This is a genomic window from Microbacterium paludicola (assembly GCF_039529675.1).
Lineage (GTDB): Bacteria > Actinomycetota > Actinomycetes > Actinomycetales > Microbacteriaceae > Microbacterium > Microbacterium paludicola.
The window spans coordinates 14,696-40,874 of record NZ_BAAANG010000004.1; the positions used below are offsets into that span (position 1 = coordinate 14,696).

A 26,179-nucleotide genomic window follows, 5' to 3' on the forward strand; every position below is an offset into this window, starting at 1 on the left:
GTCGGCGCCCCGACCTAGACTCGACGCATGTCGCTCACCCTCGACACGCCGCTGCTCGTCGCGCTCGGCGACAAGGCCGCGAAGGCGCTGTCGCGCGCGTTCGGGATGGCGACGGTCGGCGATCTGCTCGCGCACTATCCGCGGCGGTATGCGGTGCGCGGCGAGCTCACGCCGATCCGGGGTCTGCCGATCGGCGAGCTCGCCACGGTGATCGCCGAGGTCAAGTCGGTGTCCGCCCGCCCGATGCGCAACCGCGGCGGCAGGATGCTCGAGGTCGTCATCGGCGACGGCGACGGGCAGCTCACGCTGACGTTCTTCGGCCAGGCGTGGCGCGAGAAGGAGCTGCGGCCAGGCCGGCGCGGGGTCTTCTCGGGGAAGGTCAGCGCCTTCCGCGACAAGCTGCAGTTCTCGCACCCCGACTACCAGCTGTTCGACGACGAGCGCACGAGCGGCATCGCCGTGGCCGATGAGATGGTGCGCACCCCGATCCCGATCTATCCGGCGACGTCGACCGTGGCGACCTGGGCCATCCAGAAGTGGATCTCGGAGGTTCTCGACCGCCTGGGGGAGGTCCCGGATCCCGTGCCGGACGAGCTCCGCTTCCGCGAGTCGCTGCTCACCGCGCGCGAGGCGCTGGAGTGGGTGCACCGGCCGCAGACGCGGCCGCAGATCGACGCCGCCCGTGGAACGCTGCGGATGCACGAGGCACTCGTGCTGCAGACGGCCCTGGCGCAGCAGCGGCAGTTCGTTCGGATGATGTCGGCGACGAAGCGCCCGGCCCGCGACGGCGGTCTGCTCGCCCGATTCGATGCGGCGCTGCCGTTCGAGCGCACGACCGACCAGGAGACCGTCGGGCGGCAGATCGCCGCGGATCTGACCGCCGAGTGGCCGATGAACCGCCTGGTGCAGGGTGAGGTCGGGTCGGGCAAGACGCTCGTCGCGCTGCGGGCGATGCTGCAGGTCGCCGAGTCGGGCGGGCAGTCGGCGCTGATCGCGCCGACGGAGGTGCTGGCGGGGCAGCACCTGCGTTCGATCGCCCGGATGCTCGGACCCGACCTCGCGCCCGATTTGATGCCGACGCTCCTCACCGGTCAGATGCCGGCCGCCGAGCGGCGGAAGGCCGCCCTCCGCGTGGCGTCCGGCCAGGCGCTGATCGTCGTCGGCACCCACGCGCTGCTGAGCGAGAGCACGACGTTCGCCGACCTCGGCCTCGTCGTCGTCGACGAGCAGCACCGCTTCGGCGTCGAGCAGCGCGAGACCCTGCGCGCGAAGGGGTCGAGCCCCCACGCGCTCGTTCTGACCGCGACGCCCATCCCGCGCACGGTGGCGATGACGGTGTTCGGCGATCTCGACGTCTCGACCATCCGCACGATGCCCGCGGGGCGCGCGGGCATCCAGAGCTTCGTCGCGCCGATCGCCGAGAAGCCGGGCTGGTTCGGCCGGGTCTGGGATCGCGTCGCCGAGGAGGTCGAGAAGGGCCACCAGGTGTTCGTCGTCTGCTCGGCGATCGACGCCGAGAAGGCGACGGCCGCCCCCGGCGCCGACGATGGCACGGGCGGCATCGCCGCGCTCGTCGAGGGCGAGGCGGCGCGTCCGCACTGGGGAGTCGTCCAGGTCGCCGAGATGCTCCAGCGCCACCCTCGGGTCGGATCCCTCCGGATCGCGACGCTCCACGGCAAGCTGCCGTCGGACGAGAAGGACCGCATCATGCAGGACTTCGCCCGTGGGCAGATCGACGTGCTCGTCGCCACCACCGTGATCGAGGTCGGCGTCGACGTGCCGAACGCGTCGACGATGGTGATCCTCGACGCGGATCGCTTCGGCGTCTCGCAGCTGCACCAGCTGCGTGGCCGGGTGGGACGCGGTGGCGTCCCCGGTCTCTGCCTGCTGGTGACCGAGGCGCAGCCCGGCACGATGGCGCGCGAGCGGGTGGAGGCCGTCGCCTCGACGCTCGACGGCTTCGAGCTGGCGGAGATCGACCTCGAGCTGCGCGGTGAAGGAGATGTCCTGGGCGACGCCCAGTCGGGCGTGCGCTCGTCGCTGCGCCTGCTGCGCGTGGTCAAGGACGCCGACCTCATCGCCCGCGCGCGCGGCGAGGCGGAGCGCATCCTGGAGCAGGATCCGACGCTCGATGCCCATCCGGATCTCGCGGAGGCGCTTGCCCGCCGTGTCACACAGGAGGAGCGGGCGGCCCTGTCCAAGTCGTAGCCGGTGCCTACGCCGTGGCGGATAGGCTTCTGAGCATGAGCAGCCGGATCGCCGTCGTCCCTGGATCCTTCGACCCGCCGACCCTCGGCCACCTCGACGTCATCCGGCGCGCGGCCCGGCTCTACGACGAGCTGCACGTGGTCGTGGTGCACAACCCCGACAAGGCCGGCATGCTGCCGGCGGCCCAGCGCGTTGCGCTGCTCGAGCAGTCGATCCGCGAGGAGGGCATGCCGGGCAACGTGATCGTCGGGTCGTGGAGCGTGGGGCTGCTCGTCGACTACGCGCAGGAGGTCGGAGCCGGCGTGCTGGTCAAGGGCATCCGTTCGCAGGTGGATGTCGCCTACGAGACGCCGATGGCGGTCGTGAACCGGCACCTCGCGGACATCGAGACGGTGTTCCTGCTGCCGGAGCCCTCGCACGCTCTGGTGTCCAGCTCGCTCGTGCGACAGGTCGCGGGTCTGGGCGGCGATGTGTCTCCTTACGTCCCGCCGGCCGTCGCTCGCTTCCTCGCCAGGGCCGGGGCGAACGACTTCTGACCTGGCCGCCCGGCGCCGTCACAGGGCGACGCGAGTAGCATCGAAGGGTGAGATCGCGACTTTCCGGACCCTTCGTGCTGCCCGCGCGCGACATCGTGCGCAAGCCGGGCGAGATGCGCGAGCACTCCCTGACCATCCCCGCTCCCGAGCGCTGGGGCGAGGGGATCGTCTCGGTGATGCAGGGCGAGCCACTCGAATTGGACGTCCGTCTCGAGTCGGTCCACGAGGGCATCCTCGTCTCCGGCACGGTCGATACGCGGTACGAGGGCGTGTGCGGACGCTGCCTGCGCGACATCGCCGAGCCGCTCGAAGTCGAGTTTCAGGAGCTTTTCGAGTATCCTGGGGAGGAAACAGCTGACTTCGAGGTTCAAGACGACCACGTGGATCTTGAAACTCTGGTCAGGGATGCGACCGTTCTGGCGCTTCCGTTTCAGCCGGTCTGTCAGCCGGATTGCCCCGGCCTTGACCCGGCCACGGGTGAGCGTCTGACCGAACCGGCAAGCGCCCAGCAGTCGCCCGTCGACCCGCGATGGGCCGCGCTCCAGAACCTCACCGACCACGGAGCGGCGCACGACGCCGCCCGCGACACAGAAGAGAGCTAACTCATGGCTGGTAACCCCCCGAAGCGGAAGGTCTCCCGCTCCAACACCCGTTCGCGCCGCGCGCAGTGGAAGGCCGAGGCCCCCGCGCTCGTCAAGACGGTCGAGAACGGCAAGGTCGTCTACAGCCGTCCCCACCAGGCCAAGGTCGTCACCGACTCGCAGGGCACCGAGCTGTTCCTGGAGTACAAGGGCCGCAAGGTCGCCGACGTCTGATCGGCTCCCCGTGACCGACAGCAGTCGCGGGCCCCAGCACCTCACCGAGAAGCTCGGCGTCGACATCGACGCCGAGCTTCTCGGCTTGGCGCTGACGCACCGCTCCTTCGCCTACGAGAACGGCGGGCTCCCGCACAACGAGCGCCTGGAGTTCCTGGGCGACTCCGTGCTCGGGCTCGCCGTGACCACGATGCTCTACACCCGTCATCCCGACCTCGAGGAGGGTGCCCTCGCCAAGCGGCGCGCCAGCGTAGTGTCGACCGTGGCCCTCGCCGAGGTCGCCCGCGGCATCGGGCTCGGCGGGCACATCCGTCTGGGACGGGGTGAGGAGCTCACCGGCGGACGCGACAAGGACTCGATCCTCGCGGACGCGATGGAGGCCGTGATCGGCGCGACGTATCTGTCCGCCGGCAGCGAGGCCGCGACGGCGATGGTGCTGCGGCTCATCGAGCCCCTGCTCGAGGATCCGGAACGCTACGGCGCCGCCATGGATCCGAAGACGGCGCTGCAGGAGATCGCCGCGCGGCAGGGCCTGACGCCGCCTGTCTATGTCGTCACGGCGAGCGGTCCGGACCACGAGCGGCGCTTCGTCGCGACCGTGTCGGTGGGGGAGCACTCCGCGAGCGGCGAGGGGACGAGCAAGAAGACGGCCGAGATGGCCGCGGCGCTCGACCTGTGGCGCGGCCTCAGTGAGCGCGCCCGGGCCTGACCGTCGATGCCCGAGCTTCCCGAGGTCGAGGTGGTGCGGGCGGGGCTTGCTCCCGCCGTGGTCGGCGCGCGCGTCGTCGGCGTCGAGGCGCACGATGCGCGGGCGCTGACGCGGCATGCCGGCTCTCCCGCCGAGTTCGAGGCGCGGCTGACCGGTCGCACCTTCGGGGGGACGGCGCGGCGCGGGAAGTTCCTCTGGCTTCCGCTCGACGAGGTGTCGCCGGCGGGCGCGCCGGAGGCGGTGATGGTGCACCTCGGTATGAGCGGCCAGATGCTGCTGCGCGCTGCGGGGGCGCCGCCCGAGCGGCACGAGCGCATCCGGGTCGCCATCGAGCATCCGGATCACGGCGAACTCGCCGTTGTGTTCGCGGATCAGCGGACCTTCGGCTCGCTCGCGATCGACGCGCTCATCCCGACGCTGGACTCACGCGCGGGAGGCTTCGGCCACGACGCCCCTCTCGTGCCGCAGCAGGCGGCGCACATCGCACGCGACCCGCTGGATCCGGCGTTCGACGGCGCGCTGTTCCGGCGGCGTCTGGCGATGAAGTCGTCGGCGATCAAGCGCGTGCTGCTGGATCAGACCGTGGTGAGCGGAATCGGCAACATCTACGCGGACGAGGCGCTCTGGGCGGCGCGCATCCATCCGGAGACGCTCGCCCGGGACCTGACGACCCGCACGGTGAACCGGCTGCTCGCGGAGGTGCGGGCGGTGCTCGCGAAGGCGCTGGCGGAAGGCGGCACGAGCTTCGACGCCCAGTACGTGAACGTCAACGGCGAGGCGGGCTACTTCGCCCACAGCCTGAACGCGTACGGCCGGCACGGGAAGCCGTGTCCACGATGCGGCCGGATGATCGTGCGCACCTCGTTCACGAACCGCAGCAGCCACTTCTGCCCGTTCTGCCAGCGCCTCCGCTCGGCTCGGGGCGACGAGGCCGCTTCAGCGGATCACTGATATCCGCGCCAATTAAGCTCTATGGCTTATTCGGAGTCAGATATTAGTGATATGGTGATGACATGACCATCGCCGTCATCGCCGACATCGTCGCCTCGCGTTCCGCACCCGACCGGGACGCGGTTCAGCGGGCGATCGAAGCCGCCACCGCCACCGTGGAGGAGGTGCGACCCCGCGCGACGCAGCGCTGGTGGCCGACCGTCGCCGACGAGTTCCAGGCGGTGTACGAGACGCTCGAAGACGCACTCGTCGCGACCCTGTACCTCCAGCTCGCGCTGCCCGAGGGCGTCGCCTGCCGCTTCGGACTCGGGGTGGGCGAGATCGGTCCGGTCGAGTCGAGCCTCACGGACGCGATCCAGGACGGGCCGGGATGGTGGGCGGCCCGCAACGCGATCGAGCATGCGGAGGAGCTGGAACAGGGGAAGCTCCCCGGAACCCGCTCGTGGCTCGTGGTGCATGACACCGAGCCCCCGGAGCGCCGGGCGCAGGCCGCGGTCGTCAACGCGTACCTGCTGCTGCGCGATCAGGTCGTCGCCGACATGAGCCCCCGCGCACGGCGGGCGGTGTACGACACCTGGCGGGGACGGCAGCAGAAGGAGATCGCCGCCGACGAGGGCATCACCCAGGCGGCGGTGTCGCAGGCGATCAACAAGCCCCTCGTGCGGGCGCTGCGCGTCGGGGCGAAGGACCTCGAGCGCGCCTTCCGCTGAGTCAGCCGAGCGAGCGGGCCAGCGCAATCGCGTCGGACGCGAGCTGCGCCGACGTATCGGCGTCGCGCATCCACAGCGGCACGGCCCGCGCGGTGATGCCCGCGGCCTGCAGCGGATCGAGCGCGGAGGCATCCGACTCGTCGACGAGCCAGCCGTCGAGCAGCCCGGCGTCCCGGCGCGCGCCGTAGTGACGGGCGACCGCCTCGGCGGAGGTGTCCACGCCGATGGCCGCGAGACATGCGTCGGCCATTCCCCGCACGACGGCACCCGAGATGATCCCTGACGCCCCGACGATCGGCGCCGAGGCAGCCCGCAGCGCCTCGCGCATCCCAGGGACGGCGAGCACCGGGCCCACCGAGACGACGGGGTTGGACGGGGCGATCAGGATGACGTCCGCCCGCGTGATCGCATCGAGGGCGCCCTCCGACGGGGCTGCGTGCTCGATGCCGCGCTGCACGAAGCCGGTTGCGGGCAGCTGGGCGCGGTGCCGCACCCACCACTCCTGGAAGTGGATCGGATCGCGGTCGGCGAGCAGCACGTGCGTGTCGATCTCGGCGTCGGTCGCGGGGTGCAGCGTGACGCCGAGGTCCCAGCGCGCGCCGAGTCGGCGGTACACCTCGGAAACGCTCAGCCCGTCGCGCAGCCACGCGGTGCGCGCGATGTGCGTGCCGAGATCCAGGTCGCCCAGTGTGAACCAGTCGGGAGCGGTGCCCCACGCGGCGAGCTCGGCGGAGACGCGCTCGGTCTCGCCCGCCCGGCCCCAGCCGCGCTCGGTGTCGTTCACGCCGGCCAGCGCGTAGAGCAGGCTGTCGTGGTCCGGTGCGATGCGCAGACCCGAGACCCACCAGTCGTCCGCGGTGTTGACGACCACGTCGATCCGGTCGCCCTGACCCGTCCGCCGCACGTGCTCGCGCAGCCCCTTCACGAAGCGCGCACAGCCGACACCGCCGCCGATCACCACATATCTCACGGTTCAACCGTATGGGTGATCGGCGGCGGCGAGGATCACGCGAGCTTCTTCTCCCACGCCCCCGCGTACGACGCCGGCACGAAGCCGACAACCTCGTTGACGTCGAGCATGTAGCGGTTCTCCTCGGCGTTGAACGTCGACACCCGCGGCGACTCGGGCACGCGCTCGTGCCACCGCTTCAGGCCGATGCACTTCACGATGGCCCCGAGGCGGTGACCGCGGTGCTCGGGCATGACGAGCGTTCCCCACTGCGCGGTCGGCCGGCTGCGGTCGGCGCCGATGGTGAGCTCGTTGAACGCCGCCACGGCGCCCGTCGGCTCGTGGATCACCAGCGTCACGCCGATGAGCGTCCCCGACTCGGCGAAGCGCTCGTCCCGCTCGAACACGCGACCGGCGTCCCAGCTCGCCTCCTCGTTCACCATGTCGCCGACCGGCACATCGGTGTACATCCGGGCGATCGCCGCCGCATAGCCGTCGGCGTACTCGGGCGGGGTCGGACCCGCCCACCACACCGGGCGGTAGTCGGCGCCGGCGGCGGCGACCGCCTGCTCGAGCAGCCGGTCCACGGCCTCGTACGAGCCGTTCAGCTCGAACACGCTGTTGCGCTCGACCTGCCCGAGCCGGAACCCGGCGCCCCGCATGAGGCGCGTGGTCGGGTCGTCCTCAGGGATCCATCCCGCGCCGGTCGGCGGCACGAGCCGGCGCTCGACCGGATCGGGCCGGTGGATCGTCCACGCCTGGAGGACGGTGCGGCCGTTCTCGTGGGCGAGCGCCTCGACCGCGGCCATCAGGGCCTCCGCGACGGGGCCCTCCTCGTGCTCCTCGACGAGGACCACGTCGATCTCCGCCGATTCGCGGGTCGTCTTGTCGATCTCGACCCGGCCGGCGCCTACGATGCGGCCGTCGAGACGCGCGACGACGACGTGGGTCACGCGGTAGGGCGTCTCCCGCCAGCGGACGAGCATCTCGGCCGGGTCGTCGTCGTGCAGGTCGGTGCCGGATGCCCGGCGCCAGGCCTCGTTGCCGATCCGGACCACGTCCAGGAAGTCGGCGGCATCCGGTCCCTCGAGCGATCCCGGTAGGACGAGCGGCTCGATGGCCACGTCCGTCAGAGTGTCCTTCTCCATCACAGCTCCTTCTTCCACTCGCCGGACGTAACCGCGGGGCGGAATCCGACCGCCTCGTTGACGTCAAGCATGTAACGGTTCTCCTCGGCGTTGAAGGTCATCACGCTCGGGGAGGTCGGCACGAGCTCGTGCCATCGGATGAGGCCAAGGCACTTCACGATCGTGCCGAGGCGGTGCCCGCGGTGCTCGGGGAGCACGAGCGTGCCGTAGTTCTCCGACCGGCGATGGCGGTCGCGGCCGATCACCAGTTCGTTGAAGGCGGCGATGGCTCCCGTGGGCTCGTGGGCGACGGCGGTGACCGCCATGATCTGGCCGGCCGTGGCCTTGAGCTGCTCGCGATAGCGGATGCGCTCGGCGTCCCAGACCTCCTCCTCCCACTCGAGCTCGCCGCTCGGCACATCCGTCGCCATGCGGGACACGGCGTACGCGTAGCCGTCGACGTGCTCGTCGGGCGCGGGGGACTTCCACCACACCGCGCGGTAGTCGGGGCCCGCCTTCGCGAGGGCCTCGTCGAGCATGCGGCGGGCGTGGTCGAGCGAGTCGGCGAAGTCGAAGACGCTCACGCGCTCCACCTGGCCGAGCGTGAAGCCGCGGCGCAGCAGGAGCTGTGTGGTGTCGGCCGCGAGCGGAACAGCGCCGAGCCCCGCCGGCGAGGCGAGTCGCTCGCCGGGAAGGTCGGCGCGCACGAGGTTCCACGTGTGCAGCACCGTGCGCCCGTGCTCTCGCGCGAGCCGCTCGCATTCAGCGAGCAGGGCGTCTTCGATGCCGCGGCCGCGGAGATCCGGATGCACGAACACGCTGCCGCTGGCGTTCTTCTCGCCGTCGCGCTGGCACTCGAGGATCAGGACGCCGACGATCCTGTCGTCGCCGTCGCGTGCCACCTGGACGACCCGCTCGGCGTACTTCGTCGACTGGAGCCCGACGAGCCATTCGGCGGGCTCGACGTCGAACAGGTCGGTGCCGCTGTCGTGCCGACCGGCGGCGGTGATGATGTCTGCCGCGGCGAGGAGATCAGCGGCGTCTGCCGCATCCGTCGTCGCGGGGAGGGGCAGCGCGGCGATGCGCACGCCCGGATGGGGGATGTCGATCGTGTCGAACATTGGGTGGTGCTTCCTTCAGGGGTGGAGAGTGGGGGCCGGGCGGGTCGTCGACCCGCCCGGCCCGGGTGGGGTTGTGCTCAGCGTCCGAACTGCGTGCCGTGCAGTCCGGCCCATGCGCGGATGCGGTCGAGCTCCATCTGGTGCTCGAGGAGCGCGCGCTCGAGGTGACGCTGGTGCAGATCGCTGGTGTTCGGTCGGCCTGTCGCCGGGCGGGTGCCCCACAGCAGCAGCCAGAGACCGATCTTCATCGCCACCCGGTCGGGAAGCGAGGTGCGTGCATGACGGTTCTGCAGCTCCTTCGCTATCCACGGGGGTTGCGGCGGATGCGAGGTGCGCACCGCCTGCGCCTCCGAGCCCTGTACGAGAGCGTCGCGGCGGTTGGTGCTGATCGTCGAGTTCGACATGTCTTCTCCTGGGTGTGGTCCCCGGGCGGGGACGCGGATGGGTCGTCTCCCCGAGCGAGGAGGGGATCCTGTCGCGAAACGGACAGGGGGATGGTGTCGATCGACGCGGCCGGAGATGGCCGCGGATCGAGAGAGCCGATCAGCGCGAGAGTGCGAGCGGCGTACCGAGCGAGGGGCCGTGAGGCAACGCCTCAGACGGAGCCCTCAGCGGGCAGACGGGGAGTGCGCAGGCGTCAGATGGCCGCGCGGAGTCCGCGAGAGTACGCCCGATCAGCGGTGCCGAGCCCCGTGAACGGGGCGGCCGCAGAGAGTCGGGTGGCGCGGAATGCCGGAGTGAATTCGGTGATCATCGCGCCCCTCCTCTCGATCGTGCGTGGGTAGCGGAAACTGACACTAGCGACGCCTTTCAGCGTTCGTCAAGCCTTCTCCCAGGCGTGTCTGCGGCCGCGGCGCGTGGCGCACGGGCCTGGGCGGGGCGTCGGGTAGCGTGAAATCCGCACGATTCCGCGGAATGCGGCGTCATCCGACGGCGCCCGAAGGCGCGCGGATTCTGGTCGAGGAAGGAGCGCGGATGCACCTGAAGAGCGTGACGCTCAAGGGCTTCAAGTCGTTCGCGCAGCCGACGACCTTCGCGCTCGAGCCGGGGGTGACCGCGATCGTCGGCCCGAACGGATCCGGCAAGTCGAACGTCGTCGACGCCCTCGCCTGGGTGATGGGCGAGCAGGGTGCCAAGACGCTGCGCGGCGGCAAGATGGAGGACGTCATCTTCGCGGGCACCGCCACGCGTGGCCCGCTGGGCCGCGCCGAGGTGCAGCTGACGATCGACAACTCGGACGGCGCGCTGCCGATCGAGTACAGCGAGGTCACGATCAGCCGCACGCTGTTCCGCAACGGCGCGAGCGAGTATGCGATCAACGGCGAGTCGTGCCGGCTGCTGGATGTCCAGGAGCTGCTGAGCGACTCGGGACTCGGCCGTGAGATGCACGTGATCGTGGGGCAGGGCCGGCTCGACGCTGTCCTCCAGGCGACCCCCGAGGACCGGCGCGGCTTCATCGAGGAAGCCGCCGGGATCCTGAAGCACCGGCGCCGCAAGGAGAAGACCCTCCGCAAGCTCGACGCGATGGAGCAGAACCTCACGCGGCTGAGCGACCTCGCGGGCGAGATCCGGCGGCAGCTCAAGCCGCTCGGCAAGCAGGCCGAGATCGCCCGCGAGGCGCAGACGATCGCCGCGATCGTGCGCGACGCGAAGGCGCGCCTGCTCGCGGACGAGGTCGTCCAGCTGCGCTCCGCGCTGGCCGATCACGCCCGCAGCGAGCAGGAGCGGCACACCGAGCGGCTCGTCCTGCAGGACGAGGTCGACGGCGTGCGCGCCCGGATCGCGCAGCTCGAGCGGGAGCAGAACGCCGAGGCCGTCGACGAGGCGCGCCGCGTCGCGTTCGCGCTGGAACAGGTGCAGGAGCGGTTGCGCGGCCTGTTCACGCTCGCGAACCAGCGCCTGGCGCTGCTGGGGGCCGACGAGGATCCGGACGCGGTCGCGATCACCGTGACGCAGGCGGCGATCGACGAAGCCCGCGAGGAGATCACCGAGATCTCGGATGGGCTCGGCGCCGCGCAGGACGCCGTGCAGGAGGCGTCCCGCGCGGTCGTGCGCGCCCGCGGCGAGCTCGACGCGCTCGACGCCGACATCGCCGAGCAGAGCGCCCTGGTGTCGGAGCACGACATGACGCTCACGGCCCTCCGCGGCTCGGCCGAGGCCGCCCAGTCGGCCCTCGCGGCGGTGCGCGGCGGGGTGCTCCGGCAGCAGAACGCCCTCGACGCGGCCGATCAGCGGCGCATCGAGGCCGCGGAGGAGCTCGAGCGGATCGATCCAGATCACGGTGCTGAGGGCGTCGTGTCGGAGGGATCGGCGGCGGAGCATCAGGCCGCGTACGAGGCCGCGCAGCGGGAGACCAGCGAGGCTGAAACGGAGCTGGAGCGCATCCGCGAGGCGCACCGGTCGGCGGAGCGCGAGGCCGACGCCCTGACGGCGAAGGTGGCCGCGCTCTCGAGCGCCCTGGACGTGCAGAACGGCGCCGCGGCGCTGATCGCCCGTGGGGGCGACGGCGTGCGTGGACTGGTCGGCGACGAGGTGCACGTGGACGCCGGCTACGAAGCGGCGATCGCCGCGGTGCTCGGTCCGCTCGCCGAGGGCGTGCTCGTCGACTCCCGTTCGGCCGCGTTCTCGGTCGCCCGGGGCGCCGGTGAGTTCGGCGTCGTCGACATCGTGATCGCGGAGGCGGGCGGTGCAGACGCAGAGCTCCCCGAGTTGCCCGGGGTCGTGCCCGCGCGGCGGATCGTGCGCGCTCCCGAGGGAGTGCTGCGGATCCTCTCGCACGTGGCCGTCGCCGACGACCTCGAGGCGGCCCGCGCCGCGTTCGACGCCGCGCCGGAAGCTGCATCCCGCGTGACGATCGTGACGCGGGCGGGCGAGGTCTGCACCGCGCAGACGGTGCGCGCGGGCACGGGGGAGCGCTCGCGGCTCGAGCTGCAGGCCGAGCGGGATGCCGCCGCCGCCCGCCTCGCCGAGGTGCGTGTGCAGGTCGAGGAGCACACAGTGCTGCGCGCGGAGGCGAACGAGCGGCTGCAGACCGCGCGGCGCGTCGCCAAGGAGTCGCTGCAGGAGCTGCGCGAGCACGACGCGCAGCTCGCGCAGCACGCGGAGCGGCTGAACAAGGCGACGGTGCGGCATGAGGCCGCGGTCGCCGAGTGCGAGCGTCTGCGCACGGGGCTCGCCCAGGCGCAGGGCGCCGTCGCCGAGGCCGAGGCGAAGGCGAAGGCGGCAACCGACGAGCTGAACGCGGCGCTCGAGAAGCCTCGCCCCATCCTGGACGCCTCGGCGCGCGACGACTACCTCGCCGCGCTCGAGGCGGCACGCGAGCAGGAGATGCGCGCCCGGCTCGAGGTCGAGACGCTGCGCGAGCGCGTCCGCGCGGCCGAGGCGAGGGCCGTGAGCCTGGAGCGGCAGCGCGAACGGGAGCGCGAGGCGGCCGCCGCCGCGGCCCGGCGGGCGGTCGTCCGCCGGCAGCAGCGCGAGATCGCCGAGGGCGTCGCGGCCGAGCTGCCGCACCTGCTCGACTCGGTCGACCGCTCGGTCACCGAGGCGCGTCTCGCCCTCGCCGAGGCCGAGAGCGCCCGCGCGATGGTGACCAGCGAGCTGCGTGACCTCCGCGGCAAGGAGGCGGGGCTCCGCGAGCGGCTCTCCGGGCTCACCGAGAGCGTCCACGGGCTCGAGCTGCAGATCCACGAGAAGAAGCTGCACGTCACGAGCCTGTTGGAGCGCGTCTCGAGTGAGCTCGGCATGGGCGAGGACATCCTGGTTTCGGAATATGGGCCGGATCAGCCAGTTCCGCGGGGTCCAGCTGACATCCGGGTGGCCGACGATCTCGTCGAGCACGCCGAGAACAGCGTTCATGCCGATTCCGACATGCCCGCGACGATCCCGTACGACCGGCGCATGCAGGAGCGGCGCCTGCGCGACGCGGAGCGCAAGCTCGCCCAGCTCGGCCGGGTGAACCCGCTCGCGCTCGAGGAGTTCGCCGCTCTCGAGCAGCGCCACAAGTTCCTCACGGAGCAGCTGGACGACCTCGTCCAGACCCGCAAGGACCTGATGACGATCATCGCCGACCTCGACGAGCGCATGCAGGTCATCTTCGAGGCGGCGTTCGAGGACACGAAGGCGGCGTTCACCGAGGTGTTCCCGATCCTCTTCCCGGGCGGTACCGGATCCATCGCGCTCACCAATCCGGATGATCTGCTGACGACCGGCATCGAGGTGTCGGTGCGCCCGGTCGGCAAGAAGATCGAGCGGCTGTCCCTGCTGTCGGGCGGCGAGCGGTCGCTCGCGGCGGTGGCGTTCCTGACCGCGATCTTCAAGGCGCGTCCCAGCCCCTTCTACATCCTCGACGAGGTCGAGGCGGCCCTCGACGACGCGAACCTCGGTCGCCTGCTCGGTGTGTTCGAGCAGCTGCGGGAGTCGAGCCAGCTCATCGTCATCACGCACCAGAAGCGCACGATGGAGATCGCCGACGCGCTCTACGGCGTGTCGATGCGCCAGGACGGCGTCTCGGCCGTGGTGGGCCAGCGGATCTCCGAGCGCGCCGCGTCGTGACGGCCGTCGAGCGGTTCGACGAGCTGGCGCCGCGGCTGCGGCGGTGGCCGGATGTCGAGGCGCACGATCTCGTCGCCGCCGACGCGAGCGACCGCCTGATCCTGTCGGAGGCCGGCGCGGTCGGGCGCGAGGTTGTCGTGATCGGCGACCGCTACGGCGCGCTCACGCTGTCATTGCTGGCGGCAGACCCCGACGTCCGGATCCGCGTGCATCAGGACGCGATCACGGGGGAGCGGGCGTTGGCGGCCAACGCCGCGGAGCTGGGGATGTCGCTCGACCGGGTCACGTCGCACGCGCTCGACACGGGCCTCCTCGCCGGCGCCGAGACCGTGCTGCTGCAGCTGCCGCGCTCGCTCGATGCGCTCGACGAGATCGCGGGCGTCATCGCGTCGGGCGCCGCCGACGTAGTGCGCGTGGTGGCGGGCGGCCGGGTCAAGCACATGACGCTCGGCATGAATGACGTGCTCGCGCGGCACTTCGGCGAGGTGCGCGCGAGCCGCGGGGTGAGCAAGTCGCGCGTGCTGCGCGCCGCGGGGCCGATCTGCACGGCCGGCGGCGGCTGGCCGCGGGCGCAGGAACATCCGGATCTGGGCCTGACCGTGTGCGCGCACGGCGCCGCGTTCGCCGGGACGTCGATCGACATCGGCACGAGGTTCCTGCTCGGGTTCCTCCCCGTCATGCGCCAGGCCGACACGGCGATCGATCTCGCGTGCGGCACGGGCGTGCTCGCGACGATGCTCGCGAAGGCGCGCCCCGGGATCCTGGTCATCGCCACCGACCAGTCGGCGGCCGCCGTCGCGTCGGCCCGTGCGACCGCCGCGGCGAACGGCGTCGCGGACCGGATCGACGTCGTGCGCGACGACGGCCTCGCCTCGCAGCCGGACGCATCCGCCGACCTCATCCTGCTCAATCCGCCGTTCCACTCCGGCGCCGCCGTCACCGACGAGATCGCGCCGAAGCTGTTCGCGGATGCGGCGCGCGTGCTCCGGCCCGGCGGCGAGCTGTGGTGCGTGTTCAACTCGCACCTCGGCTATCGCCCGATCCTCGAGCGCACGGTGGGCCCGACGCGTCAGGCCGGCCGCAACCCGAAGTTCACGGTGACGGTCTCGGTCAGGCGCTGAGGCGGAGTAGCGGCGCGGCTTCGACTCGCTTCGCTCGCTCAGCCCGTTTCGACTCGCTTCGCTCGCTCAACGACCGGTGGGGGTCGATCCTTCGGTCGGCGTGTCTCGACGCCGCCCCGCCGCCCCGCCGCTCAGCCGGCGAGGACGTCGGCGTAGAGGGCGCGGGTGCGGTCGGCGATCGACAGCCACGAGAACTCGCGCTCGGCGCGCAGGCGGCCCGCCTCGCCCAGCGCGCGTGCGCGATCCGGATCCGCGACCATCTCCGTGAGGGCGGCCGCGAGATCCGAGACGAAGCGCTCGGGATCGATCGGCGTGCCGGTGCCGTCGTCGAGCTGCTCGAGCGGCACGATCGCGCCGGTCTCGCCGTGCACGACGACCTCGGGGATGCCTCCCGTGCCGGTGCCGACGACCGGGGCGCCGCAGGCCATCGCCTCGAGGTTCACGATGCCGAGCGGCTCGTACACCGACGGGCAGACGAACGTCGTCGCGGCGCTCAGGAGCGCGCACAGCTCGTGGCGGGGGAGGTGGCGGTCGATCCACACCACGCCCTCGCGGGTCTCGCGCAGCTCGGCCACCAGCGCCTGGACCTCGGCCATGATCTCGGGGGTGTCCGGAGCGCCGGCGCACAGCACGAGCTGCACCTCGGGCGGCAGCAGGCGCGCGGCGCGCAGCAGGTAGGGAAGGCCCTTCTGCCGCGTGATGCGCCCGACGAACACGATCGACGGGCGATCCGGATCCATCCCGAGCGAGCGCGCGGTGTCCGGATCGTCCACCCGCTGCCACGAGGTCAGGTCGATGCCGTTGTAGATCACCTTCACTCGTTTCGGATCGAGACCCGGGTACACGCGCAGCAGGTCGCGGCGCATCCCCTCGCTGACGGCGACGACCGCATCGGCGGAGGTGAGCGCGTCGCGCTCGATCCAGCTGGAGAGCCTGTAGCCGCCCCCCAGCTGTTCGGCCTTCCACGGCCGCAGCGGCTCGAGGCTGTGCGCCGTCGCGACGTGCGGGATGCCGTGGAGCATCTTCGCCACGTGCCCGGCGAAGTTGGCGTACCACGTGTGCGAGTGGACGAGGTCGGCGCCCGCCGCGTCCCGCGCCATCGCGAGATCGACGCCCATCGTCTGGAGCGCGCCGTTCGCGGCCTTGAGCTCGGCCGGCACGTCGTAGGCGTGCACGCCGTGCTCGTCGCGTGCGGCGCCGAAGCAGCGCACCACGACCTCGATGTCACGCCGCAGCGCCGTGACGAGCTCGGCGACGTGGACGCCGGCCCCGCCGTAGATCTCGGGCGGGTACTCGCGGGTGAGGAGGTCGACGCGCATGCTGCAAACCTAGCGCCGCCGGCGCGGGCAGAAGTGACCGTTTCTGTCGAAACCCGTGTCGGGGACAGGGCGTCTCACACTAGTGTCAGCCGTATGGCGGCGACGACGAAGAAGGTGTTGGGGATCGTCCTCGCGGGGGGAGAGGGCAAGCGGCTCATGCCGCTCACGCTGGATCGCGCGAAGCCGGCGGTGCCGTTCGGCGGGCACTACCGGCTCATCGACTTCGCGCTGTCGAATCTGATGAACTCGGGCCTGCGGCAGGTCGTCGTGCTGACCCAGTACAAGTCGCACAGCCTCGACCGGCACATCTCGACCCTGTGGCGCATGAGCGGGCTGTTCAACTCCTATGTCACCTCGGTGCCGGCGCAGCAGCGGCTCGGCAAGCGCTGGTACCTCGGCTCGGCGGACGCCATCCTGCAGAGTCTCAACCTCATCTACGACGAGAAGCCCGACTACGTCGTCGTGGTGGGTGCCGACCACGTCTACCGGATGGACTTCGAGCAGATGATCGACGCGCACATCGCGTCGGGCGCCGACTGCACGGTCGCCGCGATCCGCCAGCCGATCGGCCTCGCCAACCAGTTCGGCGTGATCGACGTCGACCCGGAGGACCCCGCGACAATCCGCGAGTTCCTGGAGAAGCCGGCGGCGCCCCAGGGGCTTCCCGACTCGCCCGGCGAGGTGCTCGCGTCGATGGGAAACTACGTCTTCACGACCGAGGCCCTGATCGAGGCCGTGCGCGCCGACGGCGAGAACACCGAGTCGAACCACGACATGGGCGGTGACATCGTGCCGTACTTCGTGGGACGCGGCAGCGCGGGTGTGTACGACATGAAGAACAACGACGTGCCGGGAAGCACCTCGCGCGACCGCTACTACTGGCGCGACGTGGGGACGATCGAGTCGTACTTCGACGCGCACCAGGACCTGATCTCGGTGCTGCCGGTGTTCAACCTGTACAACGACGAGTGGCCGATCTTCAGCCGCCAGGACAACATGCCGCCGGCGAAGTTCACGCGCGATGCGCGCGGCACGCTGAGCACGGTGATCGATTCGATCGTGTCGCTCGGCTCGGTGATCTCGGGCGCGCACATCGAGCGGAGCGTGCTGGGCCCCCGCTCGAGCGTCGAGTCGGGTGCCATGCTGACGGATTCGATCGTCTTCGAGCAGTCCCGCATCGCGGCGGGCGCGACGGTGCGCCGTGCGATCGTCGACAAGAGCGCGATCGTCGAGCCGGGCGCGACCATCGGCGTCGATGCGGAGCTGGATCGCTCGCGCGGCTTCACCGTCACCGAGACCGGGATCACCGTGGTCGGCAAGGGCGTGCGCGTCACGCGCGACTGACGCGCCGGGCGGCCGCGCTGGGGCGATCGAGGCGCACGAACGCCCACGTAGGCTTGAGCCATGGCTGAGAAGTGGTCGCTGGGTCGCGCGTTGCGCGGTGTGTTCGTCAGGCCGACGATCGACGAGGACACGTGGGAGACGCTGGAGACCGCGCTCATCCAGGCCGACTTCGGGCCGGACATCACCGAGCGCATCGTCGACGAGCTGCGGGCGAACGTCGAGCGCTACCGCACGACGGACCCGCGGGACCTGAACCGCATGCTGCAGGAGACGCTCGAGGAGCGTTTCGCGAAGTACGACACCACGCTGAAGCTCACGGAGCGACCCGCGGTGGTCCTCGTCGTCGGCGTCAACGGCGTCGGCAAGACCACCACGATCGGCAAGTTCGCGCACTTCCTGCGCCGCTACGACCGCACGGTGGTCGTCGGCGCGGCGGACACGTTCCGCGCCGCGGCGGTCGACCAGCTCGCGACGTGGGCGGAGCGTGGGGGCGCGACGATCGTGCGTCCGGATCGGGAGGGTCAGGATCCGGCATCCGTCGCCTTCCAGACGATCGATTTCGCCAAGCGCACGGGCACCGAGATCGTGCTCGTCGACACCGCCGGCCGTCTTCACACGAAGGGCGGCCTCATGGACGAGCTCACCAAGATCCGGCGCGTGATCGAGAAGCAGGCGCCCATCAGCGAGGTGCTGCTGGTGCTCGATGCCACCACGGGTCAGAACGGCGTGATGCAGGCCGAGGCGTTCCTGCAGCACGCGGGCGTCACGGGCCTCGTCATCTCGAAGCTCGACGGCTCCGCCAAGGGCGGGTTCGTGCTCGCCGTGCAGGAGCGGACCGGGATCCCCGTCAAGCTCCTCGGTCAGGGCGAGGGGATCGGCGACCTCACGGGCTTCACCCCGCACGTGTTCGTGCAGGCCCTTGTCGAGGGCGCCGTCGACTGATCCGGCGGGCGATCCGCGCATCCCGAACACCGGACGCGCGTGACGCGTGTGGGCGTGTCGCGCCTCACCGGCCACATCGGCCCCATCGGTCCGGAGTTCGGAACCGGATGAGGGACTACCGGGTCAGATCTCGACGACCTCGCCCAGCACCACGGTGCGGTTCAGCGGCAGGTTGAAGTGCTCGGCCGCGTCGACGGTGATCCGCGACGTGGCGAGGAACAGCTTCTTGCGCCACGTCATCATGCGCGGCTTCCGGCCCGCGCGCAGCTCGATCTTCGAGAGGTAGTAGATCGCCTGGTCGAGGTCGAGCCGGCCGCAGGCGGCCTTCGGCGACACGAGCGCCAGCGCGCGGGGCACATCCGTCACCTCGGCGTAGCCGAAGTTCACGGTGACGTGCGTGATGCCGTCGCGCGGATCGCCGAGGTCGTCGACGACCACGCGTTGGGTGGACGGCACGCGCGGCACCGTCGCGATATCGACGGACACGATCACGATGTTCTCGTGGCGCACGTGGTTGTGCCGGACGTTGTCGCGGAGCGCGAGCGGGACGGTCGTCTTGCCGCGGTTCAGGAAGATCGCCGTTCCCGGCACCGTGGCGATCCGATCCGGACGCGCGGTGATCTCGGCCATGAAGTCCGACAGCGAGCCCTCCATCTTGGTCCGCTTGCCCGTGATGATCTGGCGGCCCTTCTGCCAGGTCGCCATGACCGTGAACGACGCCAGCGCGATCGCCAGCGGCAGCCACGCGCCGTGCAGGATCTTCGTCAGGTTCGCGGCGACGAACAGCAGCTCGAACGACAGGATGAGCGCGAGCCCCGTCCACAGCAGCCAGCGCGGCGCCCTCCACGCGCGGAACGCGACGAAGAAGAACAGGATCGTCGTGATCGTGTTCGTGCCGATGGCCGTCATCCCGTACGCGTAGGCGAGCGCGGTCGAGCTCTGGAACGTGAAGACGAGCACGAGCACGGCGGCGAGGATGATCCAGTTCACCCACGGCACGTAGATCTGGCCGTACGTGTCGGTCGACGTGTGCAGGATGCGCAGCCGTGGCAGGTAGCCGAGTTCGGCGGCCTGCGACGCCACCGAGAACGCGCCGCTGATCACCGCCTGCGAGGCGATCACGGTGGCGGCCGTCGCGAGGATGATCATCGGCACGCGCAGGGCATCCGGGATCAGCAGGAAGAACGGCGACGCGAGCGCATCCTTGTCGTGCAGGATGAGGGCGCCCTGGCCCATGTAGTTGAGCGTGACGGCGGGAAGCACCACGAAGAGCCAGCCGACCGTGATCGGCTTGCGCCCGAAGTGGCCCATGTCGGCGTACAGCGCCTCGGCGCCGGTGAAGCACAGCACGATGGCCGCCAGCGCGAAGAACGCGTAGTGGAAGTGGCCGATGAGGAAGCCGAACGCGTAGGTCGGCGACAGCGCGACGAGGATCCCGGGCTCCATCAGGATGCCGCCGATGCCGAACAGCGCGATGGCGGCGAACCACACGGTCGTGACGGGCCCGAACAGGCGGCCGACCGCGGCGGTGCCGAACTTCTGCGCCGCGAACAGCACGACGATGATCACGACCACGATCGGGATGACGAAGGCCTCGAGATCGGGGTTGACGACCTTCAGGCCCTCGACGGCGGACATGACCGAGATGGCGGGAGTGATCATCCCGTCGCCGAGGAACAGGGAGGCGCCGAAGATGCCGAGCACCGCGAGGCTCGCCATGACGCGGACCCTGCTCTTCATCGCCCACGACCGGATCAGCGTGATGAGCGCCATGATGCCGCCCTCGCCGTGGTTGTCGATGCGCATCGCGAGCGACACGTACGTGAGCGTGACGATGATCATCATCGACCAGAAGATGAGGGACACGACGCCGTAGACGTTCTCGGGGTCGACGGGAACCGGGTGCGGATCCTCGGGGTTGAAGATCGTCTGCAGCGTGTAGATCGGGCTCGTGCCGATGTCGCCGAACACGACGCCGAGCGCCCCGAGGACCAGCGCGAAGCGGACGCGCTCGCGCACGGTCTGCGGGGTCGTCGTGGGGGTGCGCTCGAGCAGTTGTGTCACGGATGAGGAACCTACGCCGCGCTCACACCGTGGCGGGCCTATCGCACGGAATCCACACGGCGCGGCCGCGCATCCTCACGAAATCCTCACGCCCGCGGTGCCGCATCGGCGCCCCGCGCACGCCGCGATCGCGACCGCGGGCGACACGCCCGGCCACCGCGTGAACGGCGCGGCCTACCGGTGGAGTCGCCCTGCTGGTTTCATAGGGATATGGCGATCGAACACGACTTCTTCGGCCTTCTGGAGTCCGGCCCGGACGGCTCCATCTTCTGGTCGGAGAACGTCGAGCTCGGCGACCAGAGCGTGACCGTCGATCTGACCGCCCCCGACCAGAACGACGTGTCCCCGGCCGCCCTGGACGCGGCCGCCTCCATGGTGTCGGCCCTCGAGGAGCTCGACCGGCGCGCGCGGGAGGCGATGCTCGCCGAGGTGGACAACCGCGCCAGCGAGGTGACCGAGTACATCCTGATGCAGCAGACCACGCTGGGCGACGAACTCGAGGATTTCCTCGTCGACATCAGCGGCGATCCGGCGGTCGACATCATCCGCTCGCTGCAGCTGATGAGCATGACGATCCTCGCCGACGAGCACGGCGGGCAGGATCCGTTCGCGGTGCTCGAGTACGCCCTCGACCCCGACGCGGCCGACGACGTGCTGCTTGTCAACCTCAGCTCGGACGGCACGGTGCTGTCGGTCACCAGCGCCGACTGACGCGCTAGGAGGTCGCCGCGGCGATCAGCTCGCGCGTGAACGCGCGAGCCGGGGCGGCGAACACGGCCTCGGTCTCGCCCCGCTCGATGATCCGGCCCTGGCGCATCACGACGATGCGGTCGCTGACGCGGCGGACGACGGCGAGGTCGTGCGAGATGAAGACGATCGTCAGGCCCTCCCGGCGCTGCAGGTCCAGCAGCAGGTCGAGGATGCCCGCCTGGGTCGTCACATCGAGGGCCGACACCGGTTCGTCGCACACGAGGACATCGGGCCGGGCGGCGAGGGCGCGCGCGATCGCCACGCGCTGGCGCTGGCCTCCGGAGAGTGACGCGGGGCGGCGCCGCAGGAGCGACGCGTCGAGGCCGACGCGGGCGAGCAGCTCGGCGGGTGCCGGGGCGTCGTCGCGGCGCGCGTGACGCAGGATGCGCTCGACCGTGTGGCGCGGATCGAACGCACCCAGTGGATCCTGCGGCACGAGCCGCACGCGCACGTCCTCGGCGCGCTCGACCGCTCCCGCATCCGGTCGTTCGATCCCGATGAGCAGCCTCGCGAGGGTGGACTTGCCCGATCCGGATTCGCCGACAACGCCGAGCACCTCGCCGGCGCGCACCGTGACGTCGACCTCGTCGACCGCCGACACCGTGCCGCCGGGCCCGGCGTAGCGGCGCACGAGGCCGTGACCCTCGAGCACCGCGGAGCCGGGCTGGGCGTCGTGCTTGTGCTTGGGCCCCCGCGGTGCGGCGGCGAGCAGCGCCCGCGTCACCTCGTGCTCGGGCCGGTTGAGGATCCTCGCCGCCGGCCCCTGCTCGACGACGCGGCCGGCATCCAGGACAGCGATCCGATCGGCGACGCGCGCGACCGCCGTGAGGTCGTGACTGATCAGGATGAGGCCGGTGCCCTCGTCGCGGAGGCGGCCGAGGAGGTCGAGCACGCGCACCGCGGTGGTCGCGTCGAGCGCCGTGGTGGGCTCGTCGGCGATGACGAGGGGAGCGCCGCCGACGATCGCCGAGGCGATCAGCGCACGCTGCCGCATCCCCCCGGAGAGGTCGCCCGGCCTCTGACGCAGGCGGGCCGCGGCCTCCGGGCGCCCGGGGCCACCGAGGGGGAGCCCGGCGGCGTCGAGGGCATCCAGCACCCTGCCTCGCCGCTCGGCGCGTCGCATGCCGCGCACCGCGAGCGTCTCGCCGACCTCGGCGCCGATCGTGCGGAGCGGGTCGAGCGATTGCAGGGCATCCTGCAGGACGAGCGACACCTGGCCGCCGCGCAGGGTGCGCCAGGAAGCCTCGGACGCGCGCAGCATGTCGCGGTCGCCGATCTCGAACGCGTCGGCCGTGACGCGGGCGCGTTCCCTGCGCACGAGGCCGAGGATCGTACGGGCGAGGACCGATTTCCCCGCCCCCGATTCGCCGACGATGGCGAGCACCTCGCCGGGCGCCACGTCGATGTCGATTCCGCGCAGCACCTCGGCGCCGCCGAGGGCGACGCGGAGATCCCGGATCCGCAGGAGGCTCACGTCGCCTCCGATCCGGCGCCCGACGCGCGGCGCCCGAGCACGGTCAGCACGGTCGCGGTCGCGACGATGGCGAGACCCGGCAGCACGGTCATCCACCACGCCGTCGAGATGTACACGCGCCCGGCGTTCAGCATCGCGCCCCACTCGGGCGAGGGCGGCAGCGCACCGAGGCCCAGGAAGCTGAGCGCCGACACCCAGACGATCGCCTGCCCGACGCCGAGCGTCGCGGTGGCGACGAGGGGCCAGAGGGTGTTCGGAGCGATGTGGCGGACGAAGACCGTCACGGGTCCCGCGCCCTCGTGGCGCGCGTAGCCGACGTAGTCGCTGCGGGCCACGCCCCGCACGCGCGAGCGCAGGATGCGCGCGTAGCCGGGTGCCGTCGCCACGCCGATCGCGAGGATCGAGGCCTGCGTGCCGGGGCCGATCACCGCGACCAGCAGCAGGGCGAGGACGAGCGTGGGGAGGGCGAACAGCACCTCGACGACGCGCGCGATCGCCGCGTCGAGCCACCGCGGGCCGAGCGCGCCGGCGAAGCCGAGGACGAGGCCGGCGGCGATGCCGATGCCCGTCGCGGCGAGGCCGATGCCGGCCGAGGCCGTCGCGCCGTGAACGACCCGGGTGAAGAGGTCCCTCCCGGATTCGTCCGTGCCGAACGGATGCGCGAGCGAAGGCGGCGAGAAAGCCTCGGATGGCGCGATCGCCAGCGGATCGCGGGGCGCGATCACGCCGGGACTGACCACGGCGATCAGGATCAGGATCAGTCCGACGCCGGCGATCACGCCGCCGGGGCCGAGGGCGCGGAGCGCCCGGCGGACATGCTCGCGCGCGGCGGTCACGATCCCACCGCCAGCTCGGGCGTGCGCTCGGCGGCGTGAGCCGCGCGGGGACGCCGCAGCCGCGGATCCACGATCAGCTCCACCGCGTCGACGGCCGTCACGACCACCACGTACATCACCGCCACGACGACCACGGCGCCGATCACGACGGGCACGTCGCGGCTCAGGGCGGCGTCGAGCAGCAGGCGCCCGAGGCCCGGGCGGGCGAACAGCGACTCGACGACGACCGCGCCGCTCAGCAGATGCCCGAACGCCCACCCCGACAGCGACAGCGCCGGCAGGCTCGCGTGGCGGAGGGTGTGGTGGAGCAGCACCCGCGATTCGCTCGCGCCGCGCGAGCGGGCCGTCGTGGCGAAGGGCGCGCGGTCGGCCTCGAGCAGCGCATCGCGCGAGAGCTGCGCGAGGAACCCGGCGATCGGGATCGCCAGCGTCACCACCGGCAGGATGAGCCCCGCCGGGTCGTCGCCGCCGCTCGTGGCGGGAAGGATGCGCAGCGACGCCGCGAAGACGAGGATCAGCACGGCCCCGAGCCAGAACTGGGGCATGACCGTCGCCACGAGCTCGACGCCGCGCAGAACGCCCACGGCGGCGCGTCCGAGCCTGCCGCGCGCGGTCGCCGCGATCGTCGAGCCCGCGAGCGCGAGCGCCCACGCGAGAAGGAGCGCGAGGGCGGCGAGCAGCAGGGTGCCGGGCAGCTGGTCGGCGATGAGGTCGGCGACCGGCTGGCGGCGCGCGTACGAGTCGCCGAGCTGGAACGTCGCCACCCGCCACAGCTGGGTCAGGTACTGGAGGATGAGCGGCTGGTCGAGCCCGTAGGTCTCCCGCGCCCGCGCCACCGCCTCGGGGCCCGCCTGCGAGCCGGGCCCGCCGAGGATCGCCTCGAGCGGGTCGCCCGAGGCGCGCAGGGCGAAGAAGACGACCGTCGCGACGATCCAGACCACCAGCAGCGCGGATCCGATCCGGCCCGCCAGCCAGCGCGCGACGGCGACGAGCCGGCGCCTCCTAGCCGGCGATCCGGGCATCGACGAACGTGGGCGTGGCCACGGTGCCGAGCGTCGTGACGCCGGTCACACCGCGGGTCAGGAAGTGGTTCTGCTGGTCGTACAGCGGCAGGACCGTGAAGCTCTCGAGCACGCGCTGCTGCGCCTGCGCGTACAGGTCGGCGCGCGCGGCCTCCTCCTGCGTGGCGGATGCCTGATCCAGCAGCGCGTCGAGCTCGGGATCGGACAGCTGCGCGTGGTTGGCGAAGTAGCCGGACGGCGCGGGGGTGATCGCGTCCGAGTGGTACAGCACGCGCAGCACCTCGGCGCCGACACGCGTGTACGGAGCGCTCACGGCCTCGTACTCGTTCGCGCCGAGCGCCTCGTACCAGGCAGACAGGTCGACGGGCGAGAGCTGCACGTCGAAGCCGACCTCGGCCACGTTCGCCTGGATCTGCTCGAACAGCGACTGCTCGGCGGCCACCGACTGGTTGGTGCTCACCGGGAAGCGGACGGTCAGGCGCTTGCCGTCCTTCATCCGGATGCCGTCCTGGTCCTTCTCGGTCCAGCCGGCCTCATCCAGCAGCGCGTTGGCCTCCTCCGGATCCGTCGTGAAGAGCGACTCGTCCGAGATGCCCATGGGCTCGGTGCTGCCGAGCGGCGAGTAGGACCGGGTGACGGTGCCGAGGTAGAGCGACTCGATCCCCGGGTTCGGGTCGGCGGCCCGGATGAACGCCTCGCGCACGCGCTCGTCGTCGAACGGCGCCTGGCCCGCGTTGAGCTCGATGCGGTTCACCGAGCCGGGGCGCGGGGCATCGATGTGCGTGATCTCGTCGCCCTGCTCGGCCGCGACGATCGCGTCGGGCTGCGGGTTGTCGATCACGTGGACCTCGCCCGAGGCCAGCGCCGCCTGACGCGTCGCGGCGTCGGGGATGAAGCGCCACACGAGCTCGTCGATGTGCGCGGGGCCGTCGTTCTCGGTCTGCGGCCCGGGGGTGGCGTAGTCGTCGTTGCGCACGAGCGTGATCTGCTGCTGCGGCACCCATTCCTCGACGATGAACGGCCCGGTGCCGATGGGGGCGGCGCAGTTCTCCTCCATGCCGCGCGCGATGCCGGCCGGCGACTGGATCGCGGTCCACTGCATGCTGAGCGACTCGAGCAGGGCCGAGTCGGGCTCGGAGAGGTGGAAGCGCGCGTGGGTGTCGTCCACGACCTCGACCTCGGCGACCTTCGACACCGCGAGGTAGCCGGTCGACGAGGCGGTCTCCGGTTCCTGCAGGTGCTCGATGTTCACCTTCACGGCGGTCGCATCGAGGGGCGTGCCGTCGGTGAACTCGACGTCGCTCTTGAGCGTGAAGTCCCAGGTGAGGCCGTCGGGCGACACCTTCCAGTCCTCGGCGAGCCACGGCGTGATGGATCCGTCGACGTCGCGGCCGACGAGCGGCTCGAGGTACTGCGTGCTGATGAGCGCCTGGGGGTAGTTGCCGCCGACGTGCGGGTCGAGGCACGTGGGCTCGGCGTCGCCCGTGGCGTAGACGAGCGTGCCGCCGTCCTGCGGCTCTGCGCTGGGCCCCGCCTGTTCGGCGGTGGGGGCGCAGGCGGTCGCGATGAGCGCGAGCGAGGAGGCGAGGACGAGGGCGGGAAGGGCGCGGCGAAGCATAGGAGCCTTTGT

At 71.5% G+C, this 26,179-nt stretch carries 22 protein-coding genes; 12 read left to right on the plus strand and 10 right to left on the minus strand.

The features are described 5' to 3' along the window. Positions 1-27 precede the first annotated feature (27 nt). The 7 genes from ABD161_RS04665 (at position 28) to ABD161_RS04695 (ending at position 5,929) form a co-directional block, all read left to right on the plus strand. Positions 28-2,208, plus strand: coding sequence for an ATP-dependent DNA helicase RecG (locus tag ABD161_RS04665; RefSeq protein ID WP_344000142.1), 2,181 nt, complete (start codon positions 28-30; stop codon positions 2,206-2,208). A 35-nt stretch (positions 2,209-2,243) separates the two neighbouring features. Then, positions 2,244-2,744: a pantetheine-phosphate adenylyltransferase gene (gene coaD / locus ABD161_RS04670; RefSeq protein ID WP_344000144.1), complete on the plus strand. Its 501-nt coding sequence runs from the start codon at positions 2,244-2,246 to the stop codon at positions 2,742-2,744. Positions 2,745-2,857: 113 nt separating this feature from the next. After that, positions 2,858-3,346, plus strand: coding sequence for a YceD family protein (locus ABD161_RS04675; protein WP_344000344.1), 489 nt, complete (start codon positions 2,858-2,860; stop codon positions 3,344-3,346). A gap of 3 nt (positions 3,347-3,349) precedes the next feature. After that, the gene (gene rpmF / locus ABD161_RS04680) at positions 3,350-3,559 is read left to right on the plus strand and encodes a 50S ribosomal protein L32 (protein WP_050721097.1); all 210 of its coding nucleotides are present in this window, start codon (positions 3,350-3,352) and stop codon (positions 3,557-3,559) included. A 10-nt stretch (positions 3,560-3,569) separates the two neighbouring features. Next, the gene (gene rnc, locus ABD161_RS04685) at positions 3,570-4,268 is read left to right on the plus strand and encodes a ribonuclease III (RefSeq protein WP_344000146.1); all 699 of its coding nucleotides are present in this window, start codon (positions 3,570-3,572) and stop codon (positions 4,266-4,268) included. A gap of 6 nt (positions 4,269-4,274) precedes the next feature. Then, a complete protein-coding gene (gene mutM, locus ABD161_RS04690; protein ID WP_344000147.1) occupies positions 4,275-5,219 on the plus strand; it encodes a bifunctional DNA-formamidopyrimidine glycosylase/DNA-(apurinic or apyrimidinic site) lyase in 945 nt (314 codons plus the stop codon). A gap of 62 nt (positions 5,220-5,281) precedes the next feature. Next, positions 5,282-5,929 carry a SatD family protein gene (locus ABD161_RS04695; RefSeq protein WP_344000149.1) on the plus strand — a complete coding sequence of 216 codons (648 nt, stop codon included), beginning with the start codon at positions 5,282-5,284 and terminating at the stop codon, positions 5,927-5,929. A gap of 1 nt (position 5,930) precedes the next feature. Here ABD161_RS04695 and cofD read toward each other — a convergent pair whose 3' ends face one another. The 4 genes from cofD to ABD161_RS04715 form a co-directional block, all read right to left on the minus strand. After that, complete coding sequence (cofD, locus tag ABD161_RS04700) at positions 5,931-6,899, minus strand: 2-phospho-L-lactate transferase (protein WP_344000151.1); 969 nt, start codon at positions 6,897-6,899, stop codon at positions 5,931-5,933. 35 nt (positions 6,900-6,934) lie between these two features. After that, positions 6,935-8,026, minus strand: a complete 1,092-nt coding sequence (locus ABD161_RS04705; RefSeq protein WP_344000153.1) for a GNAT family N-acetyltransferase — start codon at positions 8,024-8,026, stop codon at positions 6,935-6,937. Continuing rightward, on the minus strand, positions 8,026-9,126 hold the full coding sequence (locus ABD161_RS04710) for a GNAT family N-acetyltransferase (protein WP_344000155.1): 1,101 nt from the start codon (positions 9,124-9,126) through the stop codon (positions 8,026-8,028). The genes ABD161_RS04705 and ABD161_RS04710 overlap by 1 nt, the downstream gene beginning before the upstream one ends. Before the next feature lie 77 nt (positions 9,127-9,203). Beyond that, the gene (locus ABD161_RS04715) at positions 9,204-9,530 is read right to left on the minus strand and encodes a hypothetical protein (RefSeq protein ID WP_135111950.1); all 327 of its coding nucleotides are present in this window, start codon (positions 9,528-9,530) and stop codon (positions 9,204-9,206) included. A gap of 571 nt (positions 9,531-10,101) precedes the next feature. On the opposite strand from ABD161_RS04715, the gene smc reads away from it, so the two are divergent. After that, positions 10,102-13,677 carry a chromosome segregation protein SMC gene (smc, locus tag ABD161_RS04720; RefSeq protein WP_344000157.1) on the plus strand — a complete coding sequence of 1,192 codons (3,576 nt, stop codon included), beginning with the start codon at positions 10,102-10,104 and terminating at the stop codon, positions 13,675-13,677. Beyond that, a complete protein-coding gene (locus tag ABD161_RS04725; RefSeq protein WP_344000159.1) occupies positions 13,674-14,798 on the plus strand; it encodes a class I SAM-dependent methyltransferase in 1,125 nt (374 codons plus the stop codon). Before smc ends, ABD161_RS04725 begins: the two co-directional genes overlap by 4 nt. A 131-nt stretch (positions 14,799-14,929) precedes the next feature. Here ABD161_RS04725 and glgA read toward each other — a convergent pair whose 3' ends face one another. Further along, on the minus strand, positions 14,930-16,117 hold the full coding sequence (gene glgA, locus ABD161_RS04730) for a glycogen synthase (protein ID WP_344000161.1): 1,188 nt from the start codon (positions 16,115-16,117) through the stop codon (positions 14,930-14,932). 93 nt (positions 16,118-16,210) lie between these two features. On the opposite strand from glgA, the gene glgC reads away from it, so the two are divergent. Together glgC and ftsY are read left to right on the plus strand one after the other, a co-directional pair. After that, on the plus strand, positions 16,211-17,461 hold the full coding sequence (gene glgC, locus ABD161_RS04735) for a glucose-1-phosphate adenylyltransferase (RefSeq protein WP_344000163.1): 1,251 nt from the start codon (positions 16,211-16,213) through the stop codon (positions 17,459-17,461). A 60-nt stretch (positions 17,462-17,521) separates the two neighbouring features. Next, a complete protein-coding gene (gene ftsY, locus ABD161_RS04740; protein WP_135111960.1) occupies positions 17,522-18,403 on the plus strand; it encodes a signal recognition particle-docking protein FtsY in 882 nt (293 codons plus the stop codon). 123 nt (positions 18,404-18,526) lie between these two features. On the opposite strand, the gene ABD161_RS04745 is transcribed toward ftsY, so the two are convergent. Then, on the minus strand, positions 18,527-20,467 hold the full coding sequence (locus ABD161_RS04745; protein ID WP_344000165.1) for a potassium transporter Kup: 1,941 nt from the start codon (positions 20,465-20,467) through the stop codon (positions 18,527-18,529). A 210-nt stretch (positions 20,468-20,677) separates the two neighbouring features. Here ABD161_RS04745 and ABD161_RS04750 point away from each other — a divergent pair, with 210 nt between their 5' ends. After that, entirely contained in the window at positions 20,678-21,178 is a 501-nt protein-coding gene (locus ABD161_RS04750; protein ID WP_344000167.1) for a DUF2004 domain-containing protein, read from the plus strand. Between the two features lie 4 nt (positions 21,179-21,182). Here the strand turns inward: ABD161_RS04750 and ABD161_RS04755 are convergent, their stop codons facing one another. Genes ABD161_RS04755 through ABD161_RS04770 form a run of 4 tightly spaced genes read right to left on the minus strand, consistent with a single transcriptional unit; the run spans position 21,183 to position 26,167 of the window. Beyond that, positions 21,183-22,691 carry an ATP-binding cassette domain-containing protein gene (locus tag ABD161_RS04755; protein ID WP_344000169.1) on the minus strand — a complete coding sequence of 503 codons (1,509 nt, stop codon included), beginning with the start codon at positions 22,689-22,691 and terminating at the stop codon, positions 21,183-21,185. After that, complete coding sequence (locus tag ABD161_RS04760) at positions 22,688-23,527, minus strand: ABC transporter permease (RefSeq protein WP_344000171.1); 840 nt, start codon at positions 23,525-23,527, stop codon at positions 22,688-22,690. Before ABD161_RS04760 ends, ABD161_RS04755 begins: the two co-directional genes overlap by 4 nt. Beyond that, positions 23,524-24,549: an ABC transporter permease gene (locus ABD161_RS04765; RefSeq protein WP_344000173.1), complete on the minus strand. Its 1,026-nt coding sequence runs from the start codon at positions 24,547-24,549 to the stop codon at positions 23,524-23,526. The genes ABD161_RS04760 and ABD161_RS04765 overlap by 4 nt, the downstream gene beginning before the upstream one ends. Further along, on the minus strand, positions 24,530-26,167 hold the full coding sequence (locus ABD161_RS04770) for an ABC transporter substrate-binding protein (RefSeq protein ID WP_344000175.1): 1,638 nt from the start codon (positions 26,165-26,167) through the stop codon (positions 24,530-24,532). The genes ABD161_RS04765 and ABD161_RS04770 overlap by 20 nt, the downstream gene beginning before the upstream one ends. Between the last annotated feature and the right edge of the window lie 12 nt (positions 26,168-26,179).

Excerpts from the sequence above, each read along its gene's own strand:
- ABD161_RS04665 (WP_344000142.1), top strand. The coding sequence starts at position 28 with ATGTCGCTCACCCTCGACACGCCGCTGCTCGTCGCGCTCGGCGACAAG.
- coaD (WP_344000144.1), top strand. The coding sequence starts at position 2,244 with ATGAGCAGCCGGATCGCCGTCGTCCCTGGATCCTTCGACCCGCCGACC.
- ABD161_RS04675 (WP_344000344.1), top strand. The coding sequence starts at position 2,858 with ATGCGCGAGCACTCCCTGACCATCCCCGCTCCCGAGCGCTGGGGCGAG.
- rpmF (WP_050721097.1), top strand. The coding sequence starts at position 3,350 with ATGGCTGGTAACCCCCCGAAGCGGAAGGTCTCCCGCTCCAACACCCGT.
- mutM (WP_344000147.1), top strand. The coding sequence starts at position 4,275 with ATGCCCGAGCTTCCCGAGGTCGAGGTGGTGCGGGCGGGGCTTGCTCCC.
- ABD161_RS04695 (WP_344000149.1), top strand. The coding sequence starts at position 5,282 with ATGACCATCGCCGTCATCGCCGACATCGTCGCCTCGCGTTCCGCACCC.
- ABD161_RS04705 (WP_344000153.1), bottom strand. The coding sequence starts at position 8,026 with ATGGAGAAGGACACTCTGACGGACGTGGCCATCGAGCCGCTCGTCCTA.
- ABD161_RS04710 (WP_344000155.1), bottom strand. The coding sequence starts at position 9,126 with ATGTTCGACACGATCGACATCCCCCATCCGGGCGTGCGCATCGCCGCG.
- ABD161_RS04715 (WP_135111950.1), bottom strand. The coding sequence starts at position 9,530 with ATGTCGAACTCGACGATCAGCACCAACCGCCGCGACGCTCTCGTACAG.
- smc (WP_344000157.1), top strand. The coding sequence starts at position 10,102 with ATGCACCTGAAGAGCGTGACGCTCAAGGGCTTCAAGTCGTTCGCGCAG.
- glgA (WP_344000161.1), bottom strand. The coding sequence starts at position 16,117 with ATGCGCGTCGACCTCCTCACCCGCGAGTACCCGCCCGAGATCTACGGC.
- glgC (WP_344000163.1), top strand. The coding sequence starts at position 16,211 with ATGGCGGCGACGACGAAGAAGGTGTTGGGGATCGTCCTCGCGGGGGGA.
- ftsY (WP_135111960.1), top strand. The coding sequence starts at position 17,522 with ATGGCTGAGAAGTGGTCGCTGGGTCGCGCGTTGCGCGGTGTGTTCGTC.
- ABD161_RS04750 (WP_344000167.1), top strand. The coding sequence starts at position 20,678 with ATGGCGATCGAACACGACTTCTTCGGCCTTCTGGAGTCCGGCCCGGAC.
- ABD161_RS04765 (WP_344000173.1), bottom strand. The coding sequence starts at position 24,549 with ATGCCCGGATCGCCGGCTAGGAGGCGCCGGCTCGTCGCCGTCGCGCGC.
- ABD161_RS04770 (WP_344000175.1), bottom strand. The coding sequence starts at position 26,167 with ATGCTTCGCCGCGCCCTTCCCGCCCTCGTCCTCGCCTCCTCGCTCGCG.